Source organism: Oenococcus sp. (assembly GCF_047725585.1).
Lineage (GTDB): Bacteria > Bacillota > Bacilli > Lactobacillales > Lactobacillaceae > Oenococcus > Oenococcus kitaharae_A.
Genome location: NZ_JBDNNF010000009.1, coordinates 1 through 23,053 on the forward strand (window position 1 = coordinate 1; position 23,053 = coordinate 23,053).

General features: G+C 44.4%; 23 protein-coding genes, 8 tRNA genes and 1 riboswitch. Of the genes, 27 read left to right on the plus strand and 4 right to left on the minus strand.

Going from position 1 to position 23,053, the window contains the following annotated elements; genetic code table 11:
• Positions 1 to 81: 81 nt before the first annotated feature.
• From ABF487_RS08815 to ABF487_RS08870, 12 genes are all read left to right on the plus strand, one after another.
• A tRNA-Ile gene (locus ABF487_RS08815) sits at positions 82 to 155 on the plus strand.
• A gap of 18 nt (positions 156 to 173) precedes the next feature.
• Positions 174 to 263, plus strand: a tRNA-Ser gene (locus tag ABF487_RS08820).
• Positions 264 to 289: 26 nt separating this feature from the next.
• A tRNA-Met gene (locus ABF487_RS08825) sits at positions 290 to 363 on the plus strand.
• 56 nt (positions 364 to 419) lie between these two features.
• Positions 420 to 494 (plus strand) — tRNA-Asp (locus ABF487_RS08830).
• A gap of 29 nt (positions 495 to 523) precedes the next feature.
• Positions 524 to 596: transfer RNA gene (locus tag ABF487_RS08835), tRNA-Phe, on the plus strand.
• 19 nt (positions 597 to 615) lie between these two features.
• Positions 616 to 686 (plus strand) — tRNA-Gly (locus tag ABF487_RS08840).
• Between the two features lie 2 nt (positions 687 to 688).
• Positions 689 to 762, plus strand: a tRNA-Ile gene (locus tag ABF487_RS08845).
• A gap of 68 nt (positions 763 to 830) precedes the next feature.
• Positions 831 to 920: transfer RNA gene (locus tag ABF487_RS08850), tRNA-Ser, on the plus strand.
• 232 nt (positions 921 to 1,152) lie between these two features.
• On the plus strand, positions 1,153 to 1,671 hold the full coding sequence (locus ABF487_RS08855) for a hypothetical protein (protein WP_415635055.1): 519 nt from the start codon (positions 1,153 to 1,155) through the stop codon (positions 1,669 to 1,671).
• Positions 1,672 to 1,921: 250 nt separating this feature from the next.
• Positions 1,922 to 2,968: an acyltransferase gene (locus tag ABF487_RS08860; RefSeq protein WP_415635056.1), complete on the plus strand. Its 1,047-nt coding sequence runs from the start codon at positions 1,922 to 1,924 to the stop codon at positions 2,966 to 2,968.
• Positions 2,969 to 3,160: 192 nt separating this feature from the next.
• Positions 3,161 to 4,552 carry an FAD-dependent oxidoreductase gene (locus ABF487_RS08865; protein ID WP_415635057.1) on the plus strand — a complete coding sequence of 464 codons (1,392 nt, stop codon included), beginning with the start codon at positions 3,161 to 3,163 and terminating at the stop codon, positions 4,550 to 4,552.
• 94 nt (positions 4,553 to 4,646) lie between these two features.
• A complete protein-coding gene (locus tag ABF487_RS08870) occupies positions 4,647 to 5,621 on the plus strand; it encodes a GMP reductase (protein WP_263779117.1) in 975 nt (324 codons plus the stop codon).
• Between the two features lie 7 nt (positions 5,622 to 5,628).
• On the opposite strand, the gene ABF487_RS08875 is transcribed toward ABF487_RS08870, so the two are convergent.
• Together ABF487_RS08875 and ABF487_RS08880 are read right to left on the minus strand one after the other, a co-directional pair.
• Complete coding sequence (locus ABF487_RS08875; RefSeq protein WP_415635058.1) at positions 5,629 to 6,960, minus strand: nucleobase:cation symporter-2 family protein; 1,332 nt, start codon at positions 6,958 to 6,960, stop codon at positions 5,629 to 5,631.
• Positions 6,950 to 7,546, minus strand: coding sequence for a xanthine phosphoribosyltransferase (locus ABF487_RS08880; RefSeq protein ID WP_415635083.1), 597 nt, complete (start codon positions 7,544 to 7,546; stop codon positions 6,950 to 6,952). Before ABF487_RS08880 ends, ABF487_RS08875 begins: the two co-directional genes overlap by 11 nt.
• Before the next feature lie 60 nt (positions 7,547 to 7,606).
• Positions 7,607 to 7,704: riboswitch (purine riboswitch) on the minus strand.
• Between the two features lie 192 nt (positions 7,705 to 7,896).
• On the opposite strand from ABF487_RS08880, the gene ABF487_RS08885 reads away from it, so the two are divergent.
• From ABF487_RS08885 to ABF487_RS08955, 15 genes are all read left to right on the plus strand, one after another.
• Positions 7,897 to 8,397: a DUF2975 domain-containing protein gene (locus tag ABF487_RS08885; RefSeq protein ID WP_415635059.1), complete on the plus strand. Its 501-nt coding sequence runs from the start codon at positions 7,897 to 7,899 to the stop codon at positions 8,395 to 8,397.
• The gene (locus ABF487_RS08890; RefSeq protein ID WP_415635060.1) at positions 8,394 to 8,624 is read left to right on the plus strand and encodes a helix-turn-helix domain-containing protein; all 231 of its coding nucleotides are present in this window, start codon (positions 8,394 to 8,396) and stop codon (positions 8,622 to 8,624) included. The genes ABF487_RS08885 and ABF487_RS08890 overlap by 4 nt, the downstream gene beginning before the upstream one ends.
• 355 nt (positions 8,625 to 8,979) lie before the next feature.
• The gene (pxpB, locus tag ABF487_RS08895; RefSeq protein WP_415635061.1) at positions 8,980 to 9,717 is read left to right on the plus strand and encodes a 5-oxoprolinase subunit PxpB; all 738 of its coding nucleotides are present in this window, start codon (positions 8,980 to 8,982) and stop codon (positions 9,715 to 9,717) included.
• Positions 9,714 to 10,739, plus strand: coding sequence for a biotin-dependent carboxyltransferase family protein (locus ABF487_RS08900; protein ID WP_415635062.1), 1,026 nt, complete (start codon positions 9,714 to 9,716; stop codon positions 10,737 to 10,739). The genes pxpB and ABF487_RS08900 overlap by 4 nt, the downstream gene beginning before the upstream one ends.
• Before the next feature lie 2 nt (positions 10,740 to 10,741).
• A complete protein-coding gene (locus ABF487_RS08905) occupies positions 10,742 to 11,164 on the plus strand; it encodes an acetyl-CoA carboxylase biotin carboxyl carrier protein (protein WP_415635063.1) in 423 nt (140 codons plus the stop codon).
• On the plus strand, positions 11,161 to 12,480 hold the full coding sequence (locus tag ABF487_RS08910; protein ID WP_415635064.1) for an acetyl/propionyl/methylcrotonyl-CoA carboxylase subunit alpha: 1,320 nt from the start codon (positions 11,161 to 11,163) through the stop codon (positions 12,478 to 12,480). Before ABF487_RS08905 ends, ABF487_RS08910 begins: the two co-directional genes overlap by 4 nt.
• 24 nt (positions 12,481 to 12,504) lie before the next feature.
• Positions 12,505 to 13,254 (plus strand): LamB/YcsF family protein, encoded by a 750-nt coding sequence (locus ABF487_RS08915; RefSeq protein ID WP_415635065.1) that lies wholly within the window; start codon positions 12,505 to 12,507, stop codon positions 13,252 to 13,254.
• Positions 13,255 to 13,279: 25 nt separating this feature from the next.
• Positions 13,280 to 14,524, plus strand: a complete 1,245-nt coding sequence (locus tag ABF487_RS08920; RefSeq protein ID WP_415635066.1) for an NRAMP family divalent metal transporter — start codon at positions 13,280 to 13,282, stop codon at positions 14,522 to 14,524.
• Between the two features lie 136 nt (positions 14,525 to 14,660).
• Entirely contained in the window at positions 14,661 to 15,677 is a 1,017-nt protein-coding gene (locus tag ABF487_RS08925) for a LacI family DNA-binding transcriptional regulator (protein WP_415635067.1), read from the plus strand.
• A gap of 244 nt (positions 15,678 to 15,921) precedes the next feature.
• Positions 15,922 to 17,085, plus strand: a complete 1,164-nt coding sequence (locus ABF487_RS08930) for an acyltransferase family protein (protein WP_415633300.1) — start codon at positions 15,922 to 15,924, stop codon at positions 17,083 to 17,085.
• Positions 17,061 to 18,614, plus strand: a complete 1,554-nt coding sequence (locus ABF487_RS08935; RefSeq protein WP_415635068.1) for an AMP-binding protein — start codon at positions 17,061 to 17,063, stop codon at positions 18,612 to 18,614. The genes ABF487_RS08930 and ABF487_RS08935 overlap by 25 nt, the downstream gene beginning before the upstream one ends.
• On the plus strand, positions 18,614 to 19,630 hold the full coding sequence (locus ABF487_RS08940) for an aliphatic sulfonate ABC transporter substrate-binding protein (RefSeq protein ID WP_415635069.1): 1,017 nt from the start codon (positions 18,614 to 18,616) through the stop codon (positions 19,628 to 19,630). Before ABF487_RS08935 ends, ABF487_RS08940 begins: the two co-directional genes overlap by 1 nt.
• Entirely contained in the window at positions 19,630 to 20,397 is a 768-nt protein-coding gene (locus ABF487_RS08945; RefSeq protein WP_415635070.1) for an ABC transporter permease subunit, read from the plus strand. Before ABF487_RS08940 ends, ABF487_RS08945 begins: the two co-directional genes overlap by 1 nt.
• Positions 20,397 to 21,113 carry an ATP-binding cassette domain-containing protein gene (locus ABF487_RS08950; RefSeq protein ID WP_263779094.1) on the plus strand — a complete coding sequence of 239 codons (717 nt, stop codon included), beginning with the start codon at positions 20,397 to 20,399 and terminating at the stop codon, positions 21,111 to 21,113. Before ABF487_RS08945 ends, ABF487_RS08950 begins: the two co-directional genes overlap by 1 nt.
• Positions 21,114 to 21,230: 117 nt before the next feature.
• Positions 21,231 to 21,794 carry a dihydrofolate reductase family protein gene (locus ABF487_RS08955; protein ID WP_415635071.1) on the plus strand — a complete coding sequence of 188 codons (564 nt, stop codon included), beginning with the start codon at positions 21,231 to 21,233 and terminating at the stop codon, positions 21,792 to 21,794.
• 34 nt (positions 21,795 to 21,828) lie between these two features.
• Here ABF487_RS08955 and ABF487_RS08960 read toward each other — a convergent pair whose 3' ends face one another.
• Together ABF487_RS08960 and ABF487_RS08965 are read right to left on the minus strand one after the other, a co-directional pair.
• Positions 21,829 to 22,053: a hypothetical protein gene (locus ABF487_RS08960; protein WP_415635072.1), complete on the minus strand. Its 225-nt coding sequence runs from the start codon at positions 22,051 to 22,053 to the stop codon at positions 21,829 to 21,831.
• Between the two features lie 92 nt (positions 22,054 to 22,145).
• Positions 22,146 to 22,868 (minus strand): GntR family transcriptional regulator, encoded by a 723-nt coding sequence (locus tag ABF487_RS08965; RefSeq protein WP_263779090.1) that lies wholly within the window; start codon positions 22,866 to 22,868, stop codon positions 22,146 to 22,148.
• Positions 22,869 to 23,053 lie beyond the last annotated feature (185 nt).

Below are 23,053 nucleotides of genomic sequence, written 5' to 3' on the forward strand. Positions count from 1 at the left end.
GTAGCTCAGCTGGCTAGAGCGTCCGGTTCATACCCGGGAGGTCGAGGGTTCGATTCCCCCCGCCGCGATTGGCCCGAATGCGGACCTTTAGCTCAGTTGGTTAGAGCAAGCGGCTCATAACCGCTCGGTCGCTGGTTCGAGTCCAGCAAGGTCCATTTGGCCAATTGTTGTTTGGAGAATTACCCAAGTCTGGCTGAAGGGAACGGTCTTGAAAACCGTCAGGTCGGGAAACCGGCGCAGAGGTTCAAATCCTCTATTCTCCATTGCCGATGGGCAAATTTAATATTATCGCGGGGTAGAGCAGTCTGGTAGCTCGTCAGGCCCATAACCTGAAGGTCGTTGGTTCAAATCCAGCCCCCGCAATAGGCCACGTTAGTGGCCACCTGATTGTTTGGCTATTACATAGCGAACTTTCAAGAGGTTCCATGGTCTAGTTGGTCTAGGACGCCTCCCTGTCACGGAGGAGATCGCGGGTTCGAACCCCGCTGGGACCGGTCGGTAGCGATATCGATGCGGTGCGATTGGCTCGGTAGCTCAGTTGGTAGAGCAAAGGATTGAAGCTCCTTGTGTCGGCGGTTCGATTCCGTCCCGCGCCATTGGAGATATATCTCCCTTGCGAATGTAGCTCAGTGGTAGAGCTCCAGCCTTCCAAGCTGGCTATGCGGGTCCGATTCCCGTCATTCGCTTTGGACTATTAGCTCAGTTGGTTAGAGCGCTGTGTTGATAACGCAGAGGTCCCAGGTCCGAGTCCTGGATGGTCCATTAGCAAACAGGCATTTTAAATGAATGTTTGTTTGCTCATTTTTATATTCATAGACTTTTAATCAGTTGGAGATTTACTCAAGAGGCTGAAGAGGCGCCCTTGCTAAGGGTGTAGGTCGGTTTATCCCGGCGCGAGGGTTCGAATCCCTCAATCTCCATAGAGTCTGAGAAGCGCTTTGCCCTGAGGTGAAGCGTTTTTTGTCGGCTTAGGTGCTGTATTGGTCCACTTAATGATTATGATGATTTTTGAAAACAATGACTAGGCATAATTTATCTAACAAGACAAATATTTTTTACTAGCCAAATTCAAAAAAGATAAAATATATTTGTTTAATAAAATACTTGTCTTGGATTAATTGAGGGAGATTTAGGAAGATGAGACTGTCATCTATGATTAACACAGCAAAAAGAGCGGGTAAGGCAATTGATGCGATGGCCGGGGTAAGTGATGCACTTGCTCCAGCAGCACAAGCTGTTAAGGGAGCTATTGATGACCATCATGCAAAGCATGCGAATGATGCCAAGATACCTAAACTTACAGAATTGTCATTAGATGATGCTCACGAAATTCTCACTAATTATCCTGTTAAATCAATCAATATTTTAGTTGCCCCAAATAAACGTTTTGCTCATAAAAGACCAAATACGGTTTTGAGGACTGAACCGAGAACAGGTTCTGTAGTATCGCCGGACACTTTTTTTAAGCTCTTCTATGTCGATGAGGCTACTATTTTAGAAAGCAAAGAATTACTCAAACTGGCTGATGAGCAGAAATCTAAGAAAAAAGAGGCTCGCAAAGAACTCACTCATAAACTGGTTAATAGTTCCAAAGCTGAAGCCGGCACGTTATCCCACAAACTAAGTTCGACTTTGCATCACGTGACTCATCATACTAAAAAGGGTATTTAACATACGAAACGCAAGTTAAAAAAACATCTGGAAATCCTTGGTCTGTTGCCATGATTAACCAAATATTTTATTCACCTTTTAATGCTGGTTTCTTACTAACTAATCTAACGTCTTTGAGTTAATTATTTATCGTTGAAAAGAAACTCTGTTTTTTCCGCTAAAAAAAGTTTTGAATATGTGAGATTCCAAATCAAAGAAGTATCCCTAGAACCGATGTTGATATTCAAGACATTGTGATAGAACTATTATTATGGTCAAAAATAAAAGATATTCGTTTATAGACGTTTTGAATATATTAGCCATATTTATGGTTTTAATGTTGCACACTTCCCAAGCCATCTTCCATACGAACGCTGCTGATCCTTTGTTCAAACAAGTTAGAATGTTCCAAGCTCTCGCTATCCCGGCTGTCTTTATTTTCTTTATGATTTCTGGTGCCATGCTGATTGATTATCGATCACGCATGACGACAAGGGAATTTTTCAAAAAACGTGCGCTCAGAGTGGTTGTTCCGTTAATTTTATGGAGTGTTCTCTGGTATGGATATGATATCCGTTTTACTGCCTATCCAGGTCCTATTCCTCATCCTGATCCAAGTGTTTCGGATTTTTTGTTGAGCTTCGTCAGCACGAATATTAACACCTTATTCTGGTTTTTCTATGTTATTCTGACTCTTTATTTAGTGACACCTTTGTTATCTGCACTAGTGAGTCTAAAGGAAAGAGGCTATCTGTTCGTGCTAGTGTGCATCTATGTCGTAACTAATTGTTTTATCTTCTACCCATTAGAAATTTTAAAAATCTCAATTAACAATAATATGGTTAATTTTCCATTGGTCACTTTTTCCTATTTAGGGTATTTTATTGCTGGCTATTTGATCCATACAGATTATTTTTCTCAAAAACAAGAAAATTTAATTATTGGTATTGGTGTTATTATGTTTGTCATTCAAGTCTCTTTTGTTAGTTTGGGAATCGGGACCAATCTAGACATGAACAATTCCACTGGCCCGATCGTGTTCTTTTACTCAGCCGGTCTGTTTACTCTGGTTAAACGGCTTATGATATCTGTTAAAGTAACAGTTAGTGCCGCCAAGATATTAAAGACTCTTGCTAGTACTAGCTTGGGTATTTATATTATTCATCCTTTTTTCATTAAATTGTTTGATAAACTTTTGTCAATTACAGATCTCAGCCTAATTCACGTCTATCTTTTTCCTTTTATGGTCTATCTAGCTTGTGTGTTAGTTGTTTTGATCGTTAAGAAGCTGCCGGGAGGGAAATACATTTTTCCTTAATGGCACTGACAGCAAAGTTTTATTGTTCATAATTTCTGTGTAATTAGTTAATGCGGAATTCGAAATATTTAAAAACGAGTGGGATGGTGTATTCAAAGCTTTCATGGTTTTGGCAAATTTTTTCTAAGAACGTTTCCATTTCTACAACACATGTAAAATAATGACTGAGTCTACATCGGGAGAATCCATTTTATGGTAACCAAAACAAAAGTATTGCTTGTGATTGGCGGCAGTGATGCCGGTATTTCAGCCGCGCTGCGCGTCAAAGAGCTTAAACCGGAAATTGAGGTTAATGTTTTTCTAGAAGATGAATTTCCGAACTTGTCTATCTGCGGGCTGCCTTATGCAATCAGTGGTGATGTCGCTGATTGGCACGACTTAGCGCATCGCAAACTAGCAGAGCTAACTGCGACTGGCATTCATTTTTTTATGAACACGACCGTCGATAAAATCAATCCCGGCCAGCATGAAATTCTGCTGCATGCTCGCAAGGGCGAAACACAAACCTGTCATTATGACTTTCTGCTGGTTGCAACCGGCGCAAAACCTCGGCTATCCGGTATCACTGGGATTAACCAGGTTGATAGTCGCATTCACGTCATGCACACGATGGCTGATTATTTTGCGATTGAAAAATCCTTATCTTCACCTGATCAACACAAAGCCGCTATTATTGGCGCAGGTTATATCGGCATCGAAATGGCTGAAGCCCTGCGCAAACGACAGCTGGAAGTAACGCTTTTTCAGCGTTCTTCAGAAATTTTAGCTACGGTCGATGCCAATTTAGGGCATATCGTCCAAGAGAAGCTCACGGAAAATCAAGTTCGTGTCATCACGAATACGGCGATCAAAAAGATCCAGTCAACAGCCGCTGGTGTTTCCCTGACAGGACAAAAAGCTACTGAAATAACGCATTACGATGATTTTGATCTGGTCCTGATTGTGACTGGTGTCCAGCCTAATTCGCAGCTGTTGGCGGATGCAGGCGCACAACTCAATCCCAACAATCATGCCGTTGCCGTAGACGAATTTATGCACACGACCTTGCCGGATATCTGGGCCGCGGGTGATCTAGTCCAGACTTACCACCAGCTGCTTGGCATGACGTATCTGCCGCTAGGGACCACTGCCCACAAGCAAGGGCGCGTGGCCGGCAGCGTGATTGCGGGTTATCCGAGACCATTCAAGGGCATCGTCGGAACGCAAGTCTTAAAAGCTTTTGATTTAATCGTTGCACGAACAGGCTTATTGGATAGGGAAGCGGTTGAAGCTGGTTTTTCGCCGCTAAGTGTCACGAGTAATGTCGATGATCATAAAGCTTATTTCCCAGGTGCACACAAAATCAAGATCCGCATCACGGGTGATCGGCGTACCGGGCAGCTTTTAGGCGCACAATTAATTGGTCATTTCGGTAGCGAAGTGGCTAAACGCAACGATGTTTTTGCAACAGCCATCGCAAACAAGCTGACCGTTTCACAGATTAGCGATTTGGATTTATCTTATTCACCGCCAGTCGGATCACCTTGGGATGCCATTCAAATTGCTGCACAAAATTGGGAAAAGGCTTCCTTGGAACAGGCTTAGTCCAATTGTTTGACTTTCATGAAAAAGACCGATATCGTAATATCGTTGGTGGAAAATTTGCCAGTGCGGCAGATTGAAAGAGGCATAAAACTTCATGGAAGTATTTGATTACGAGAACGTGCAGCTGATTCCTAATAAATGTTTGATCAACTCGCGTTCAGAAGCTGACACGAGCGTTGAATTCGGTGGACATCGCTTTAAATTACCTGTTGTACCGGCTAATATGGCCTCGGTGATTGATGATGACCTGGCGATTTGGTTGGCGGAAAACGGCTATTTTTACATCATGCACCGTTTTGAACCGGAAAAAAGATTTCATTTTGTGTCTGAGATGAAGGAAAAGGGTTTGATTAGTTCTGTCAGTGTTGGCGTGAAAGAGGAAGAATACCGTTTCATTGATGAACTAGCTGATGCCGGGCTGACACCGGACTATATCACGATCGATATTGCCCACGGCTACGCCAATACGGTCATTGACATGATTCATTATATTAAACGGCATTTGCCCAAAGCTTTCGTGATTGCTGGTAACATCGCGACTCCTGATGCTGTCCGTGAGCTTGAAGACGCGGGTGCTGACGCGACAAAAGTCGGCATTGGCCCTGGACGAGCCTGCATCACGAAGCTGAAGACCGGTTTTGGTACGGCTGGCTGGCAGTTAGCGGCTGTTCGCCTGTGCGCCAAAGCAGCTAGAAAACCGATTATTGCTGACGGCGGGATTCGTCACAATGGCGATATTGCTAAATCTGTTCGTTTCGGTGCCAGCATGGTGATGATTGGTTCGCTGTTTGCCGGGCATAAACAGTCTCCCGGAAGCGATCTGGTGATTGATCACCGCCGTTACAAGCAGTATTACGGGTCGGCTTCGGCCAAACAAAAAGGCGTTTACAAGAACGTCGAAGGCAAGGACTTATTGGTTCCTTACCGTGGCGACATCGCAAACACCTTAAATGAAATGAAACAAGATCTTCAATCATCAATCTCTTATGCCGGCGGAAGTGATCTGCAGGCTTTGAGAACCGTCAATTATGTGATTGTGCAGAACACGATCATGAACGGCGATTACTAAATAATTTTTAACTTTCCTGCTGTTTAACACTTTCAGCAGGATTTTTTATTTTATCCGGCTGAATGATCAGGTTCAAAAGTACAGCACAGAGGCTGGCAACGACAACGCCGTTGCTGAAGATCAAACGGATTGTCTGCGGCAGGCCCTGGAAAATATTTGGCTCAACGCTGACACCGAGACCGGCACCGATGGAAATGGCCGCCACGAGGATGTTTTTGTTGTTGGAGAAATCGACTTTTTCCAGCATCCAAATCCCTTGAATGGCAATCATACCGAACATAATCACGGTTGCGCCGCCAATGACAGGCGTGGGGATAATCGTTGCCAAAGCACCAATTTTAGGCAGCAGACCCAACAGCATCAGGAAGCCGGCTGCATAATAAATGGGCTGCCGGCTTTTGATGCCGGACAATTGGACGAGACTGACGTTTTGCGAAAAAGTCGTGTAAGGGAAGGTGTTGAAGATACCGCCGAGAATACCAGCTAAAGCTTCGGCGCGATAGCCTTTTTTAAGATCTGTTTCGCCAATTGGTTTTTTCGTAATATCTCCGAGGGCGAAAAAGACACCTGTCGATTCTACGAGTGAGACAAGAGAAATCGCGATCATCGTGAGAATAGAAGAAAGTTCAAAACGCGGTGTACCAAAATAAAATGGCTGCGGGAAGTGGAACCAGCTGGCGTCGGCGACAGTTTGAAAAGAAACCATGCCCATAAAGGAAGCCAGGATAGTACCTAGAAGTAGGCCAATCAAAACGGCGATACGGCTGATGAAACCCTTGGCGTAGACACTGCAAACCAAGACAACCACAATCGTGAAGAGACCAACGATCAGATTATTGCTAGCACCAAAAGATTTTGCTGCTGCACTGCCGCCGCCAAGATTGACGAAACCGATCGGGATCAAAGTGAGGCCGATCACGGTAATGACAGTACCAGTGACCAAAGGCGGGAAAAACCTGCGGATTTTAGCAAAGACACCAGCGATCAAAAAGACAAAAATAGCTGAAGCGATGATAGCACCGTACATAGTACCGATCGTAAAGTTTTGGCCAATCATTTGTAATGGCGCGACGGCTTGGATGGCACAGCCTAGAACAACCGGCAGTCCAATGCCGAAGACGGGGTTCGTAAATAATTGTAGAAAAGTGGCTAATCCGCACATGAAAATATCAATTGATATCAGGTAGGTCATTTGCGCGGGACTGAATTTTAATGCACCGCCAATCAGCAAGGGAACCAGCACGGCTCCGGAATACATAGCCAGCAGATGCTGAATGCCTAAAAGGGCTGAATGAGAATTGCTAACCAGATTATTTTGTGTTTCCTGATTAATCGACATGAGAAGCTGCTCCTTCATTATCGAAAACGACTTGACCATCTTGGAAATGATCAATACTTGCTAGTGAAACAAGCGGAATATTTTTTGACAGGATCAAATCATGACCGGCTTGAAAACGTTTTTCGATCACAATCCCGACACCGACTGCGGTCGCGCCGGCTCGGCTGGTGATATCAAGCAATCCTTGGACAGCTTGGCCGTTTGCCAGAAAATCATCAATGATTAACACACGATCGTCCGCATTGATGAACTTTTTGGAAATGGCAATCTTGTTTTCCGTCTGCTTTGTAAATGAATAAACGCTAGCAGTGTAAAAATTGCCGCTTAAGGTGCGGCTTTTGTGCTTGCGGGCGAATACCATCGGTACTTGCAGCTGAAGGCTGGTCATGAGTGCTGGTGCAATACCGGACGCTTCGATTGTCAGCACTTTTGTGATACCTGCCTGACTGAATTTGTCAGCGAAGGCCTGTCCGATTTGAGACATCAAAAAAGGGTCGACTTGGTGGTTCAAAAAACTATCGACCTTTAAAATGTCCGATCCGAGGACAACACCTTCGGATTTGATTTTTTCTTCTAAAATTTTGATGACTGATCTCCCATCCAATTGAGATAGTAGAAAAAGCTCCTCGGAGATCACGGAAATCAGCATAAGTACATGATTGCTTATAGTCCTGAGTTTGCGGCTCCGGGTAGAAACGGTCGTCCCTATTACGACCATATATAAGCTTTTTCAACATTCTGAATTTGTTACGTGTATCCTATCACAGGAAAAAAAGCCGTGCAAGAAAAAGGGCAGGAATTTGCTTAATTGGAGAAGATTCTGTGATATTTGTTGGGTGCTAGTCATCAGCCGATGAGGACATTTCACCCTATTACATATTGCAAAACAATAAATACATATTGAAAAACAATAAATTTTAGGATAACATGACTCCTATGATAATTTCAAAAAAGGAACTCGAATATATGAAAATCAAAAGTTTGATTCTTAAGTTAGCCTTATTGGGGATTGCGGCGATTGTTGTCATGGCTGGAACGTTAGTCTCAATTCAGGTTTTTACAGCTGAAGGTTTGCATTGGAATTTTGCCATCGTCACGCTGCTGGCTGCCATTTATTTAGCCGCGATTTTTGCTTTCAGAGTTCTTTATCTGTTGTTTCGAGTTGTCAGTCTCATTGGCAAAAATCAGGCTTTCTCATCAGCGACACTGCCGCTGGTCACAAAGATTAAGCACGCTATTTTAGTTATCGCGATTGTCTTTTCGGGGATCATGCCCTTTGTCTATCAAGTCACACAGATGGCTGATGCACCGGGCCTCATGATTATGGGATTTTCACTGATTTCTTTGCCTTATGCGGCTTTTGTCTTTTCACAAATTGTTGAAGATCTTTTTAGGAGCGCGATCAGTTTAAAGGCTGAGCACGATTTGACTATATGACTAGAGGAGAAGAGCCATCAATTATTGTTAATTTAGATATTATGCTGGCCAAACGGAAAATGTCCGTCACAGAATTATCGGAAAAAGTCGGCATCACGATGTCTAACATTTCGATTTTAAAAAATGGCAAGGCCAAGGCGATCCGTTTTGAGACACTTGCGGCCATTTGCCGCGTGTTGGATTGCCAGCCAGGAGATCTTCTGAGCTACGGAAAAAAAGAGAACTAAAACGTTAATTTCCTTGCAACAGAAGGAAATTAACGTTTTTTTGTCAAACTCTTTTAACCTTAATTGTTTGATTTGTTTTTTGAGCGGCTATTCTGTCTTGAACTTTCTCAAGAATAGCGGCTGAGGCTGATTTAATATTTTTGCTCATCACTAACTCCTCAGATTTAGATCTAGTCATTTTTAACTTACAAGCTCATGATAAAACGGAATCCTGACTGTGACAGTGCTTATGCATAATTGGTAAATACCAATAATCGATCAAACGAAATTTTGATAACAAAGCCGACATATTTTTGAGAACTGTGAAAAAAATGTTGTACAATATCCACTAACATTTTATAAGCGGAGCGTACAAATGGCGGATTATTTTTTTGTACCGGTTGGTGAACAATCGCTTAATTTAATTTTTCCCAATTTGATCGATGTGAAACAGAATCAATTGATTCAGCACATCGCGAGGTATTTGCTGCGGCCTAATGCTGACCTGCTTGGCATCGTCGATGTCATTCCTGCTTATCACACTTTGACGGTCAATTTTGATCCGGCTTTATTGCAAGCTGGCGAACTTCAGGATTATTTAGATACATTAATTCAGTCAAAAAAATTAGAGTCAGGTGCATCTGAGAAACACGTTTTGCTTTTGCCTGTCTGCTATGACGAAGAATTTGGCCCGGATTTAACTAGTGTCGCTGATTACGGTCATATGACTGTGCCTGAATTAATCGACCTGCATAGCAGCCTTGATTATTTTGTCTATATGCTGGGCTTTCTGCCTGGATTTGCCTATATGGGCACGGTGCCGGATCGGATTGCCATGCCGCGTTTGGACGAGCCACGGGCAGCCATTGCAGCTGGCAGTGTCGGCATTGCTGGTCAGCAGACTGGCATGTATCCTTTGCAGTCTCCTGGTGGCTGGCGTTTGCTGGGGCGGACGCCAGTCAGGCTTTATGATCCTAAACGTCCTGCGCCACTTTATGAAGCGGGTGACTATATTCGCTTCCAGGCAATTTCACGAGCGGATTATAACAAGATTCAGCAGTTGGATCAAGCCGGGAAATTCCAGCTGGCGCAAAGAAACGAGGCGGGCTCATGATCGGCGCGACAGTTATCGATAAGGGCCTTTCAGCGTCCATTCAGGATTTAGGTCGTTTCCGCCACCAGATCGAAGGATTTCCGACATCGGGTGCGATTGATCAAGCGGCTTTTTGCTTGGCTAACGGCTTGGTGAACAATCCAGTTAATGCTGCGGCGATTGAATTTTGTCTTTTAGGCCCCAGCTTGAAATTTCATTTTCGGACTTTCATCGCGATCACAGGCGCTGTCTGCCCAGTCTTTGTTAATGCTCAGCGGGCCGAAGAAAATCAGGTTCTTGAGATTTTTGAAAACGATGTCTTGACTTTCGGCCCAGTCACAAGGGGTCGATATGGTTACATTGCCTTTGCAGCTGGTGGCCTGTTAACAGTGCCTGTCCTAGATAGCCGTTCGACAACTTTACGAGCCGGTATTGGCGGATTAGACGGACGTTTGCTGCAAAAGGGGGATCAGCTGCCTTTGAATGAATGCTACCAAATGCCCAGTCTGCAGTCACGGCAATATGCAGTTGATGAGAAAAAGGTGGTAACAGGAATCAGAGTCGTCAAAGGGCCGCAGTGGTCCTTGTTTGATCCAGCAGCTCAGGAAAACTTGGTCAAGCAGACTTTTACCGTTTCCACACAAGCTGACCGTATGGGCTATCGGCTGACTGAAAAATTATTGCCGGCCGCACAAGTCAGCCTGCTTTCTGAAGGAACAGTTTTTGGCAATATTCAAATTACGCGAAACGGCCAGCCAATTGTGCTGCTGGCAGATCGTCAAACGACGGGCGGATATCCTGTGATTGCCACGATTATTGCTGCCGATTTTTCAGCTTTTGTGCAGATGCCGCTTGGTCAAAAATTTGCATTCACGCTCGTTGATCTACCAAAAGCGCAGCAGGAGTTATTGGTACGGAGGCAGCGATTTAAACGTTTGCTGGCATCATGGCAGCAGGCACGATATCAGTTTCCGATCGGCCCAGCCCGAAAAGCTGCAGTGAAAATTCAGGCTTTATTAACATCGGAAAATGAGGGGGATTAGCAGTGAAAATTGCGCATTTGAAAAAAATCATTCAAGTATTCAATCAGTCCGGCCTCAGCAGTCTGGAAATCAATGACTATCAGGGACAAGTTCGTCTGACTAAAGAATTGGGTACAAAGGCTCAGACGCCGGTCTTGTCGGAAACGACCGATAAGTCGGTAACCCCGGATGATACTTTTACGATTAAAGCACCTTTCGTCGGTACTTTTTATACTGCACCCGGCCCTGATCAAGCAGCTTTTGTGAAAATCGGCGATCAAGTGACAAAGGGGCAGACTGTCGCGATTATTGAAGCGATGAAAATGATGAATGAGGTAAAAGCCTTGCAAGACGGGCGAATTAACGATATTTTAGTCGTTGATGGCAGTACTGTCGAGTACGACCAAGCATTGTTTGCTTTGACAAAAACAGGTGATGCCTCTTGAAAAAGGTGCTAATTGCTAATCGAGGCGAAATTGCGGTCAGAATTATCCGTGCCTGCCGTCTGCTGAATATCGCGACTGTCGCTGTCTATTCGACGGCTGATCGTAGTGCTTTGCATGTGCAGCTGGCTGATCAAGCAGTCTGCATCGGACCAGCCGATGTTCAGCACAGTTATTTGAATCAGGCAAGCATTATCGCGGCCGCTGAAATGACTGGGGCTGACGCGATCCACCCAGGTTATGGTTTTCTCTCGGAAAATGCTGAATTTGCTCAAGCCTGCCAGGATGCCGGCATCAAATTTATCGGTCCCAGTGCCAAAGTGATTGCGACCATGGGCGAGAAATCAGCCGCCAGAAAAACAATGATTGCGGCTGGTGTACCTGTTGTCCCAGGCAGCGGAAGTGAATTTACGACTTTGGCGCAGGGGACGGCTGCAGCTGAGCAGATCGGTTATCCGATTATGTTAAAGGCCAGTGCTGGCGGCGGTGGTAAAGGCATGCGTGTCGTTGACAGTCCTGAAGTGTTTGGTCGTTTGTTTGCCTTAACGCAAAGTGAAGCCGAACATGCTTTCGGCGATAATCATATGTATTTGGAAAAATATCTGGCCCATCCGCGGCACATTGAAATTCAGATTGCTGCCGATCAATTTGGGAATGCGATTGCCGTTGGGGAGCGGGATTGTACGATTCAGCAGCATCACCAAAAAATGCTGGAAGAAGCGCCAGCCATTGCTCTTGATGAAGCCAGTCGACAGGAAATGTTTCAGATTTCGGTCACGGCAGCCAAGGCGATTCATTACGAAGGCGTTGGCACCCTGGAATTTCTCTTTGATGGTCCCGACCATTTCTACTTCATGGAAATGAATACGCGAATTCAGGTCGAACATCCAATTACAGAATTAACTAGCGGTCTTGATCTCGTGGATCTGCAGCTAAAAATTGCTGATGGGAAGCCGCTGGCTATCACACAGGCGGATGTTTCTCGGCACGGTTTTGCATTAGAATGCCGCGTGACTGCCCGGACGGCTGGCAAGATCAAACTGCTGCATTTACCAGCTGGTCACGGTATTCGTGTCGATGATGCTTTGTATCAGGGATATTCTGTACCGGCTAATTATGATGCCATGATTGCTAAGGTTATCGCCTTCGGACCGGATCGCCAGAGCGTGATTCGGGAGATGCAGATGGCCATTGATGAGACAGTGATCGATGGTATTCAGACGAATTTAGATTTTTTAATGCAGCTTTTATCTGAAAAAGCCTTTCAAACTAATCAAACTGATATCAATTGGCTTGATCAGCTGACAGAAACAAAATAGTAGGTCATTTAAAGGAGGAAATGAATGCAATCAATTGATCTTAATAGTGATTTAGGCGAAAGCTTTGGCCGTTATTCTTTGGGAAACGACGATCAAATTATCAAGCTGGTTTCTTCTGTCAATGTTGCCTGCGGTTTTCATGCTGGTGATCCGGATGTGATGGCCCAAACCGTTGCAAAAGCGCAAGCAGCTGGGACTGCGATTGGCGCTCATCCTTCTTATCCGGATCGTCAGGGCTTTGGCCGTCGTTTTATGTCTATGCAGCCTGATGAAGTGAAACATCTTGTGATTTATCAGATTGGTGCTTTAAAAGCTTTTACAAAAAACGGCCAGCTGCATCACGTCAAGCCGCACGGTGCTTTATATAATCGAGCTGCGAAAGATCATGAGCTGGCTATGGCGATCTGTCAGGGCATCCAAGCAGTTGATCCCAAACTGCCGATTTATGGGCTGGCCGGCAGTCAGCTAATCAAAGCCGCCCAAGAAATCGGCCTGCCTTATGCCCAAGAAGCCTTTGCTGATCGTAATTACGAAGCTGACGGCAGTCTTGTGGCTAGAAGCCATGACAAGGCTGTGATTACGGACCCGGAATTGATTGCAAAACGTGTTTTAAAACTGATTCAAACACAGTCGCTTCAAACGATTGACGGTGGCAGCCTCAATTTGAAAGCCGACTCAATCTGTGTTCACGGCGACAATAAAGCCGCTCTGGAAATTGTGGAGAAAATCCGGAGCGTCTTGTCTGAAGCAAATATTCAAATTAAATCTTTTTAAATTTTTTTGTGAAAGAAGAACATAAATGGCAGATAAAGAGGAAACAGGGACGGTCAAAGTGAGTGCTGACCAGCCCCAAACTATGAAACATTCAGCAAGATCAATCGCGATGGGCGCCGCTTTCTTAATGGCGATGGCGGCTGTCGGACCGGGATTTTTGACGCAGACGGCCACTTTTACGGGCCAGATGGGTGCTAATTTCGGATTCGCGATTTTGGTCTGCATTATTGTTGATATTATTGTTCAGATGAATATCTGGCGCATTATCGTCGTTAGCGGCAAGCGCGCCCAAGTGATCGCAAACGAAGTCCTGCCCGGGCTGGGTTACCTTTTATCATTTCTCGTTGCACTTGGCGGTTTGTTTTTCAACATTGGCAATATCGGTGGTGCCGGACTAGGGCTGAATGTCTTATTTGGTATTTCACCGGAAAATGGTGCCGTGATTGCGGCAGCCGTGGCGATTGGCGTTTTCGTTGTGAAAAACGCGCTCACGGTCATGGATCGCACGGTGCAATTATTGGCTGTCGTTAAAATTGGCATCTTGATATATATCATTTCTGTTATGGCAGTCCCGTATCAATCGGCAATTCAGCACACTTTTGTTCCGACACAGTTGAGTTTTTACGCGATTGTCACAATCGTCGGCGGCACAGTCGGCGGTTATATTTCATTTGCTGGCGGCCATCGTCTGCTTGAAGGCGGCCTAAAGGGCAAGGAAAACATTAAATACGTCAATGAAGGCGCCTTGACTGGTATCGGAATTGCTTCGGTCATTCGTGTGATGCTTTTCTTGGCCGGCTTGTCGGTCGTTGTTTTAGGCGACAAACTGGATCCGACCAATCCAGCTGCTTCGATTTTTAGATACGCGGCCGGTAATTTTGGCTACCGTTTCTTCGGACTACTGCTTCTGGCAGCTGGCATGACCTCGACATTGGGTTCGACTTTTACGTCAACTTCATTTCTTGATTATGCCGTCAGCAGCAAAGGGCAGAGCAAATACAATCAATATCGCAAATGGATCATCATTGGCTTTATTGTCGTTTCTACGGCGATCTTCTACTTTATCGGCAGCCCGGCACAAGTGCTCGTGGTTGTCGGTACATTAAATGGCTTTATTCTGCCAATTGCTTTGGCGATTTTGCTGTTGGCCTCGACCAAGGAAAAAATTATCGGTGATTATCACCATCCTCGGCTTTTAATTTATACCGGTTGGCTGGTCGTGATTTTTATGGCTTATGCCAGCATCAATACCTTAATCGGATTGTTCTAATTAACTAGTCGAAAAGTGTTCTCAACAGGAACGCTTTTTTAATGGCATTTTTCAAAAATTGTCATCGCTGTGCGGCTTTTTCGTTACAGTTATAAGTATGCAAAACAGTCGCAAGAACTGTTTAACGGTAATACATATGGTAAATAACAGGAATAATTCAGAACATGTTTTCACAATCAAAGAGGTCGCACAATTGGCCGGTGTCTCCAGCGCGACAATTTCCCGCTTTATCAATGGAAAAATGAACCGTATGTCCAAAGAAACGGCTGCCAAAATCGCCAACATCATCGATCAGACTGGCTTTGTTGTGAACGCAACCGCACGCCAGCTCAGTACACATAATAGCCAGCTGGTCGCTGTTGTTGCCGCAGATATTGACGACTATTTTTCGACAGAATTTTTTAAAGGCGCCAGTTCGGTTTTGGAACAGAACCAGTTGACCGCCATTTTGTTTGATTCCAATTCAGATAAGAAAAGGGAACTGACCAATCTTAAAATCATTAATCATCAGGTGTTTGACGGCTTGATCATCCAGCCTTTAATCAACGATCAATCCGAATTAAGGCAGGAGATCAGACAGGGATTGAAAACGATTATTTTGGACCGTGATCTGCACACGGATGATTGGACAACGGTCAAGACTAATAACTACGGTATTTCTCAGCAGACGGCCGCCTATTTTCGTCAGCAGCAGTTTGACGATTGTGTCGTGGTTTCTGAAGCAATCGTCGGCACTTCGACACGTGAGGACCGTCTGGCAGGTATCCGAGCCATTTTTCCAAATGCCTCGCTGATAGAAATTGATAATTCACGGCCCTTTATCAAAGAAAACGAAAAGAAAGCACTGGCCATGATCGCAAAAAATCGTGCCGCCAAACACAAAACACTATTCTTTTTCTTAAAGGAACGTCTCTTACTAGCTTTTTTTCCAACTTTTATGCATCACGATCTGCTCTCTGCGCCAGATATCGCGATCACGGCCTTTTCTGATACGGCGATTGTCAAACGACTTCTGCCTGACTCAAAACTGATCAAACAAGATCCGTTTCTCATGGGCGCGACGGCTGCTGAAATATTAGCCGATCGGATTAAAAATCAGCGGACACCAAATATTTCCTCCAACCGAATCGTGATTCCAGCCAAATTGCAATAATTTTCTGGCATCCTATTTGGCGTATGGCTTCAATTCAATTGACATCGACTTGTCAAGCAACTATCAAAATTACGAAAAAGAAGCTCTCTCTGTCAATAATGGTCGGATATCCTCTCACTGATGAGTGTCCCTTGCTTTTTCGTTCGCATTTCTGAGAAAACACTGAGAAATCTAAGCGCAAAGTAATCAGAATGAAACAAAAATGTTACCAACGTGTACACAAACGTTAAGTAAGATAATATTAATGCCTGACAATCGTAGCAAACGTAAATACATATATGGCGTGGATCTAATGCGGCTGTTGTTTATCGTCGGTGTCCTGACCATCCATACTTCGACACAATTCACTTTTAAATTCTCCAGCGGCTCTGCGCCGTTTCTGTTTCTCAGCGCTTTGCACATGCCCATGCATTTTACTCGCATGGGTTTTATGTTCGTCTCAGGATTGGTTTTATTTCTTAATTCCTATCGCCGCCCGATGCAGCTTTTAAATTTTTGGAAACGACGCTATTTTTGGGTGCTGATTCCTTATTTTTTTTGGAACATTTTTTACCATTTTCTTGCCCACTATCCTGAAAAAATCCTGACTTCAAATTGGTGGCTGCAATATTGGCATCTTCTCATTCATGGTAGCGGTTATTATATGTACTTTTTGCTGATTATGCTGCAGTTGTATCTGCTTTACCCCTTGTTAAGGCTGCTCTTGAAAAAGACTGAGGGTAAGCATCTGCAAGTCTTTTTTTATGCCTTTGCCATTGAAATTCTGATTACCGTTTTTACAAAATTTGTCATGCCTCATTTATCGACGAGCAACTGGCCGTATCTGCTGCAAAGTTATGGCATGTTCGTCCTCACGTATGAAGGCTATTTTATTGCTGGTGCTTTGGCGGGTATTCACTATGAAGCCGTCGAAAAGTGGATTGTGGCAAACATTAAAAAGATTTTTATTGCAGCCCTGATCGGCATTCCGGTCATCTTTGCTTATTATTTTTACAACGTGAATCTGCTGCATCTCAGCTACAGCAAGGCTTATGAAGTACACCAGCCCTTGATTGTCGTGTACGCTTTTATCATTATTGCCAACATCTTTTATGTCGGTCATTTGTACGATCAATTGGTCATCAGCAACAAGCATCCCAAGTTTGTTGCCTTTATTTCCAAGGCACAGAAAATAGCTTTTGGTTTGTATCTGAGCCAGACCGTCGCCTTGACGATTCTGGATTTGATACTGGAACAGGTCACGACCAATTCAGCTTGGCTTTGGCTGATTTGGCCAGTGGCAACACTAGCGGTCATTGCTTTTAGCGGTCTTCTGTGCTGGACGATCTATAACACGCCGGTAGCTCATTATGTTATCGGGAGACCATTAAATCAGAGGAATAAATGGAAAAGTACCAGTCACAATTAGTTGAAACAACATTTAAATGGATTGAAGAAAATCCAGAAAAGAAAAAAATCTACGATGCCGATATGAAAATTTGGCTGACTGATGCCCAGTTGCTGAAATCCGTTGAACAGGCACTGGCTACGATGCAGGATGCCGGTCTGGAGACTGGCGATCTGCTCTTATTAGCTTTGCCGAATTCTGCGGCCTATGTGATTGTTTATCTCGCGGCGATGAAGCTTGGCTTGGATATTTATTCGATGAATCCAACCATGCCTAAAAATCGCGCGATCGAGCAATTTAGAAAACGCAATTATAAAGCAGCAGTGCTGACGCCTGATTATGCAGGTTATTTTGCTGAAACGGCTCAAGGCATTTCCGAGAGGCTGCTGACAAAGTTCGGCCCGGACGACACAGAAATTAAATTGACTTTGTGGCAGCACATCGATCCCATCGATAAATTCGATATGATTCCGTCTCATTCAGGCATTCTCATGTACACGTCTGGTACGACCAGCGAGCCTAAGGGTGTCTTGTTGAGTCAGGAACAGATGGCCATAGCCGGTGAAAACATTATTCAAAGCCATTTGCTGACGGCTCAAGACCGGATTTATATCACGCTGCCATTTCATCATATTAATGCGCAGCATATCGGCTTGATTTCGACCCTGATTTCTGGCGGCTCGCTAATTGTTCAAAAACACTTTTCGGCTCATCGTTTCTGGCCGATTGCTGAAGAACAAGTCGCGACTTGGGTGACTGCTGCGCCGGCGATTATTTCAATCCTTCTGAATACAGCGATTGATCCGGTGCATTTAACGAAGATGCGTTTCATCCGTTCTGCTTCGGCACCATTACCGATTGCAGCCATGGAAAAATTCGAACGGCGTTTTGGCGTCTCGATTTTAAATTCCTATGGTATGACGGAAGCGCCGAGCCAGATTTCCATTGATCCGCTGCCGCCACTGAGGAGTCCGGAAGGATCATCCGGCAAGCCTTTTAACATTAAAGTACGGATTGCCAATGCTGAATTGACAAAAGATTACTCGACCGGTAAGGACGGTTATATCTGGATTCAGGGGCCGGGGACAATTTCCGCTTACCTGCACGGCCGGGACAAAGATTCCTTTTTAAAGGGCTGGTTTAAGACGGGCGATATGGGCCATTTTGATGCTGACGGTTTCTTATATCTTGTGGGCCGAAGCAAAGAAATGATCAATAAATCCGGTGATAAGATCAGTCCTTATGAAGTGGAAAACGTGATTGACCGCCTTGATTTTATCGGAAGTTCGGCTGTTGTCGGCTATCCGGACGACATTTATGGCGAAACAGTTGCTGCCGTGATCGTTTTGAAGACGCCGACTGAAGATCGCGACCAGTTGGCCAATTATGCGGATCAAATTCGCAAAATCGTTGCTGAAAACGAAGAAAAGTTCAAAATTCCGAAATATGTTTTCTTTATGACTGAACTGCCGCATGGCGCGACGGGCAAAATTCAACGCACGGCTCTGAAAAAGAAATTGAGCCAAGAAACTGGATTGGAAAAATACTAATGAAAAGGCATCGTGTTAAAAAAATAGTTTACGGCTTGCTGGCAATCTTATGGCTTGTTGTCGCTGTAGAAGGTTTTTTCATCATTCAGTCTGAGAATCTGCGGGGCGGCAATCAGCAAAGCGGTAGTGCTGGTGATCGGAAACTGAAGGTGATCAATTTTGGTTACCAGCGTGGGGATGAAGCAGATCTGGTCAGGATTAATGGCCAGTTTGCAAGCGATGCAAAGAAATTAGGTTATCGTATCCGCTGGACGAATTTTCAGGATGGGCCAACGATGCTGTCAGCTTTAACTAGCCACCACATTCGTTTTGCCCGCACCGGAAATACACCACCAGTCGTCTCGCAGGCAGGTGGTTCGGACATCGTCTATGTAGCGGCGACCGTTTCCAAATATCGTGCCTCGATGATTCTGGTCCCGAAAGATTCGACCATCAGCAATCTCAGTGATTTGCGCGGTAAACGGATTGCCTACGGCTTTGGTACAGCTTCGACTTATTTATTGTTAAAAGCACTGCAGAGTGCTGATTTAACACTGAGTGATGTCAATGCCGTGAACCTGAATCAATCTGCAGCTGGTACTGCTTTCAAGACCGGGCGGGTCGATGCTTGGGTCACTTGGGATCCCTTTTCTGCCGCCGCTCAGGTTGAAGATGATGCCCAAGTTCTAGCTAATGCTAAGGGCCTCTCAGGCGACCATAATTTCTTTACCTCGACCCGTTCTTGGGCAAACAAGCATAAAGATCTGCTGCGTTTATTGAATCGCGATGCTCAGACTACGATGACTTGGGCAAACAATAATCACGCACTGCTGATTCGGCAGTTTACAAAGGATCTTGGCTTAAGCCAGCGTGTTGCTCGTCTGCAGGTCGGCCGTCGGACTTATGGCATGTCTAATTTGACAGATCCGGCTATTGTTAATGAACAGCAGGATATTGCTGATTTGCTATATCAAAATAAGATGATCGATCGCCGCATTCGGGTGAAAAATGCCTTTATCGATCTGGGGAGCGACTAATGAAAAAAACTTTCTTAAAAATAATTCCCTACAGCTTACCGGTCTTGATTATTGTCCTTTGGCAAATTTCGTCCATGGTCGGTATTTTGCGAGATAATGTTCTTCCCAGTCCGCTGCAGGTGATTCAGCAGGCAATCACTTTGTGGAATAATGGCCGTCTGCCGCGTAATATCGCCGTGTCGCTGTATCGTGCGACTGCCGGCCTACTATTAGGCGGATCGATTGGATTTATCTTCGGCCTGGCAAACGGTTTGTCAAAAGTTTCCCGCTCAGTGTTTGATTCTTCGATTCAGATGATTCGAAACATTCCGCATCTAGCTTTAGTACCACTTTTCATTTTGTGGTTCGGCATCGGCGAACCGGCCAAAATCCTGTTGGTATCGTTGGGTGTCATGTTTCCCATTTATATCAACACTTATTCCGGCATCAAAGATGTCGATCCGGAATTAATCGAGATGGGCCGCGTTTACCAGTTTTCCAAATGGCAGATGTTCAAAGATATTATCGTTCCGGCTGCTTTGCCAAACATACTCGTCGGCCTGCGTTTTGCTTTAGGCGTTATGTGGACGACTTTGATCGTGTCCGAACAGATTAATGCGCGTTCCGGACTTGGCTATATGGCCATGGACGCTCAGCAGTTTGCTAATACTCGGACGATTATTCTTGTCGTAATCATTTATGCACTGCTCGGCAAGCTGTCTGATTCGATCGCTAAATTCCTCGAAGACGAACTGCTCTCATGGCGTGAAAGGAGAGTGGCTGCCTGATGACGAATTTAATCGAAATCAAAGACCTGACTAAGACTTACAGCAGCAAGACGGTTGTCGAGAAGGTCAATCTGGCTTTTCCGACTGGATCATTTACAGCGATTGTCGGTGAGTCCGGCGGTGGGAAAACAACTTTGCTGCGCATGATTTCCGGTTTGGAATCGGCAACAAGCGGTCAAGTCACAGAGCATGGCAACGTGTTGGAAACCGTGTCCAAGACGACTCGGATTATGTTTCAAAACGGCCGTCTGCTGCCTTGGAAAAACGTCCTGAATAATATTCTGCTGGGTTCACAAAATAGTACCAAAGAACGTGCTCTGGATTTGTTGGATGCCGTAGGATTAAAAGATAAGGCTGATGTTTTTCCAGTCAGCCTATCTGGTGGTGAACGGCAGCGTGTTGCTTTAGCCAGAGCTTTAATCTCTCAACCAGAACTGCTGCTATTGGATGAACCACTTGGTGCTTTGGACGCGCTAACCAGACTGAATATGCAGAAACTGATTGAAAGTATCTGGAAAAAGTATGGCTTTACCGCAATTTTAGTCACGCATGATGTCGAAGAAGCTGTCCGTCTGGCCGATCGCGTTGTTATTGTGCATGACCACCAAGTCAGCCAGCCGATTGATTTGACCGATTTGCCGCGTCCGCGGAAACTAAATGACAGTGCCTTACAGAAAAATGTTGAATTGATCTTAGATCAGATTATGCAGCAATAAAAAATCCCCACTAGCACCAACATGCTAATGGGGATTTTTGTAAAATAGACATATAAGGGCAGAGACAGTCGGGATATTTAGATTGCGTCAAAAATGATGAATTAAGGACGTTATGATATGGCAAAACTGATCTATGCAATTAATGAATCTTTAGACGGCTACATTGAAGACCGCCAAGGAAGCCCGGATTGGTCAGTTTCAGATGATGAATTGTTTTCCTTCTGGACTGACTTTCAACGCTCGATTGGCACTTATCTCTTCGGACGCCGCATGTATGATGCGATGGTTTACTGGGAAAATCCCAGTGGTCAGCCCTTTCACGATCCCAAGGCGAGTCAGGAATTTTCGCGCATCTGGCGCAATGCCCATAAGACTGTCTTTTCTCGGACGCTTGAAAAGGCGTCAACTGGCAATACTGAAATCGTTCACGCCTTTGACGCTGATCAAATCCGCCAATTAAAAGCATCTTCGGTCGATGATTTGACAATCGGCGGCCCAGATTTAGCCGGTCAAGCTCTGCAAGCTGGCCTCGTCGACGACTGTTATTTTCTGGTTAATCCAATTATTTTAGGCGGCGGCAAACGCGCTCTGCCAGAAAATCATCAGATCCAACTCCAGCTGCTGGATCTGCGCCGTTTTCGCAGCGGGGTCGTCATGCTCCATTACAGAGTTGCACAATAATAAAAAGCATCGTCAATTTGACGATGCTTTTTGATTAGTTCAAACGCTTATTATCGTGTCTCACACGCACGCGCACTGGCTGGTAGCTGTAGATGATGCTGATGGGAATAACATAGATTGTATTTTTGATAATCTCAATCAGCAATTCAATCTCGCTGACAATCTTTCGATCGGCAACTTGCAAAGCAGACTGGTCAAAAGCTGAGTTCTTTTCGTGATGAAACTTGTTTAATAAACGCATCGTGTTGATTAATTTCATGTGATTCTCCTCTCGTCAGTTGATCGCTGATGCAGATATTGTATGTGCCTAAAGTAAAATGGAGATTAAATATGATCTGAAATTGAGCGATTTTACTCTAGTTTTGATTTGACAAAAACAGTCACGCTGCCTTGGTCATATCGGTGCCGCGTACTCGAAAACTCAAAGGGGATGCCTGTGTTGAGAAAAACGGTCTGTGTTACCTCTAAAACAGGATCCATGGGACCGCATTTCAGGTATTTTTCATCATTTGAGTTTGCTTTATCTGCACTGATCTTCCTGAAGGCCGAGCCGATTTTTAACTTGAGATCATTCTGGATATAGCCATAAATAGATGCGTGCAGCACTTTATCATCAAGTCCCGGAATTACCTTGACAGGCATTTTACTGTATTCCAAAGCATAGGGTTCTTTATCAACAACTCGTTGACGAATAATATCATAGATTAATTCTTTGTCATTAAGACGCAGTGCAATCTGTTCGGAATCATTAGGATAACGAATTTCGAATTTAATTACTTGACTTTCAATTTGATGCTGGTCTCCTAAAAGTGTACTTGTACCAACATACTGATCAACGCCGAAGTCAGATTGAACAATGAGATCAGCATTTTTTGAAACAAAAGTACCCGATCCTTGGCGACTATATATCAAACCTTCGGCGCGCAATATATTTAATGATTTTTGTACTGTCATTCTGCTTGTTGAAAATCGGTTGGCCAAGTCTAATTGATCGGGGAAAGGTTGATCTTGGCTGAATTTGTGTTGACTAATATCCGATCTTAATTGATTTGCGATTTCAATGTATTTTGCCATGCACTTAACCCTTCTACGATTAATTCTGCTCCATTATGACAAATAATTGATCAAAATCCAAAGAATTTATCTAATTTCAAAAATAAATGTATTTACAACATAAATAAAAGAGTTTACATATTTTCCACATGGTCATATAATTAATTTGTAATCATTGTAAGCGCTTCCAAAGAATGCATGAATGA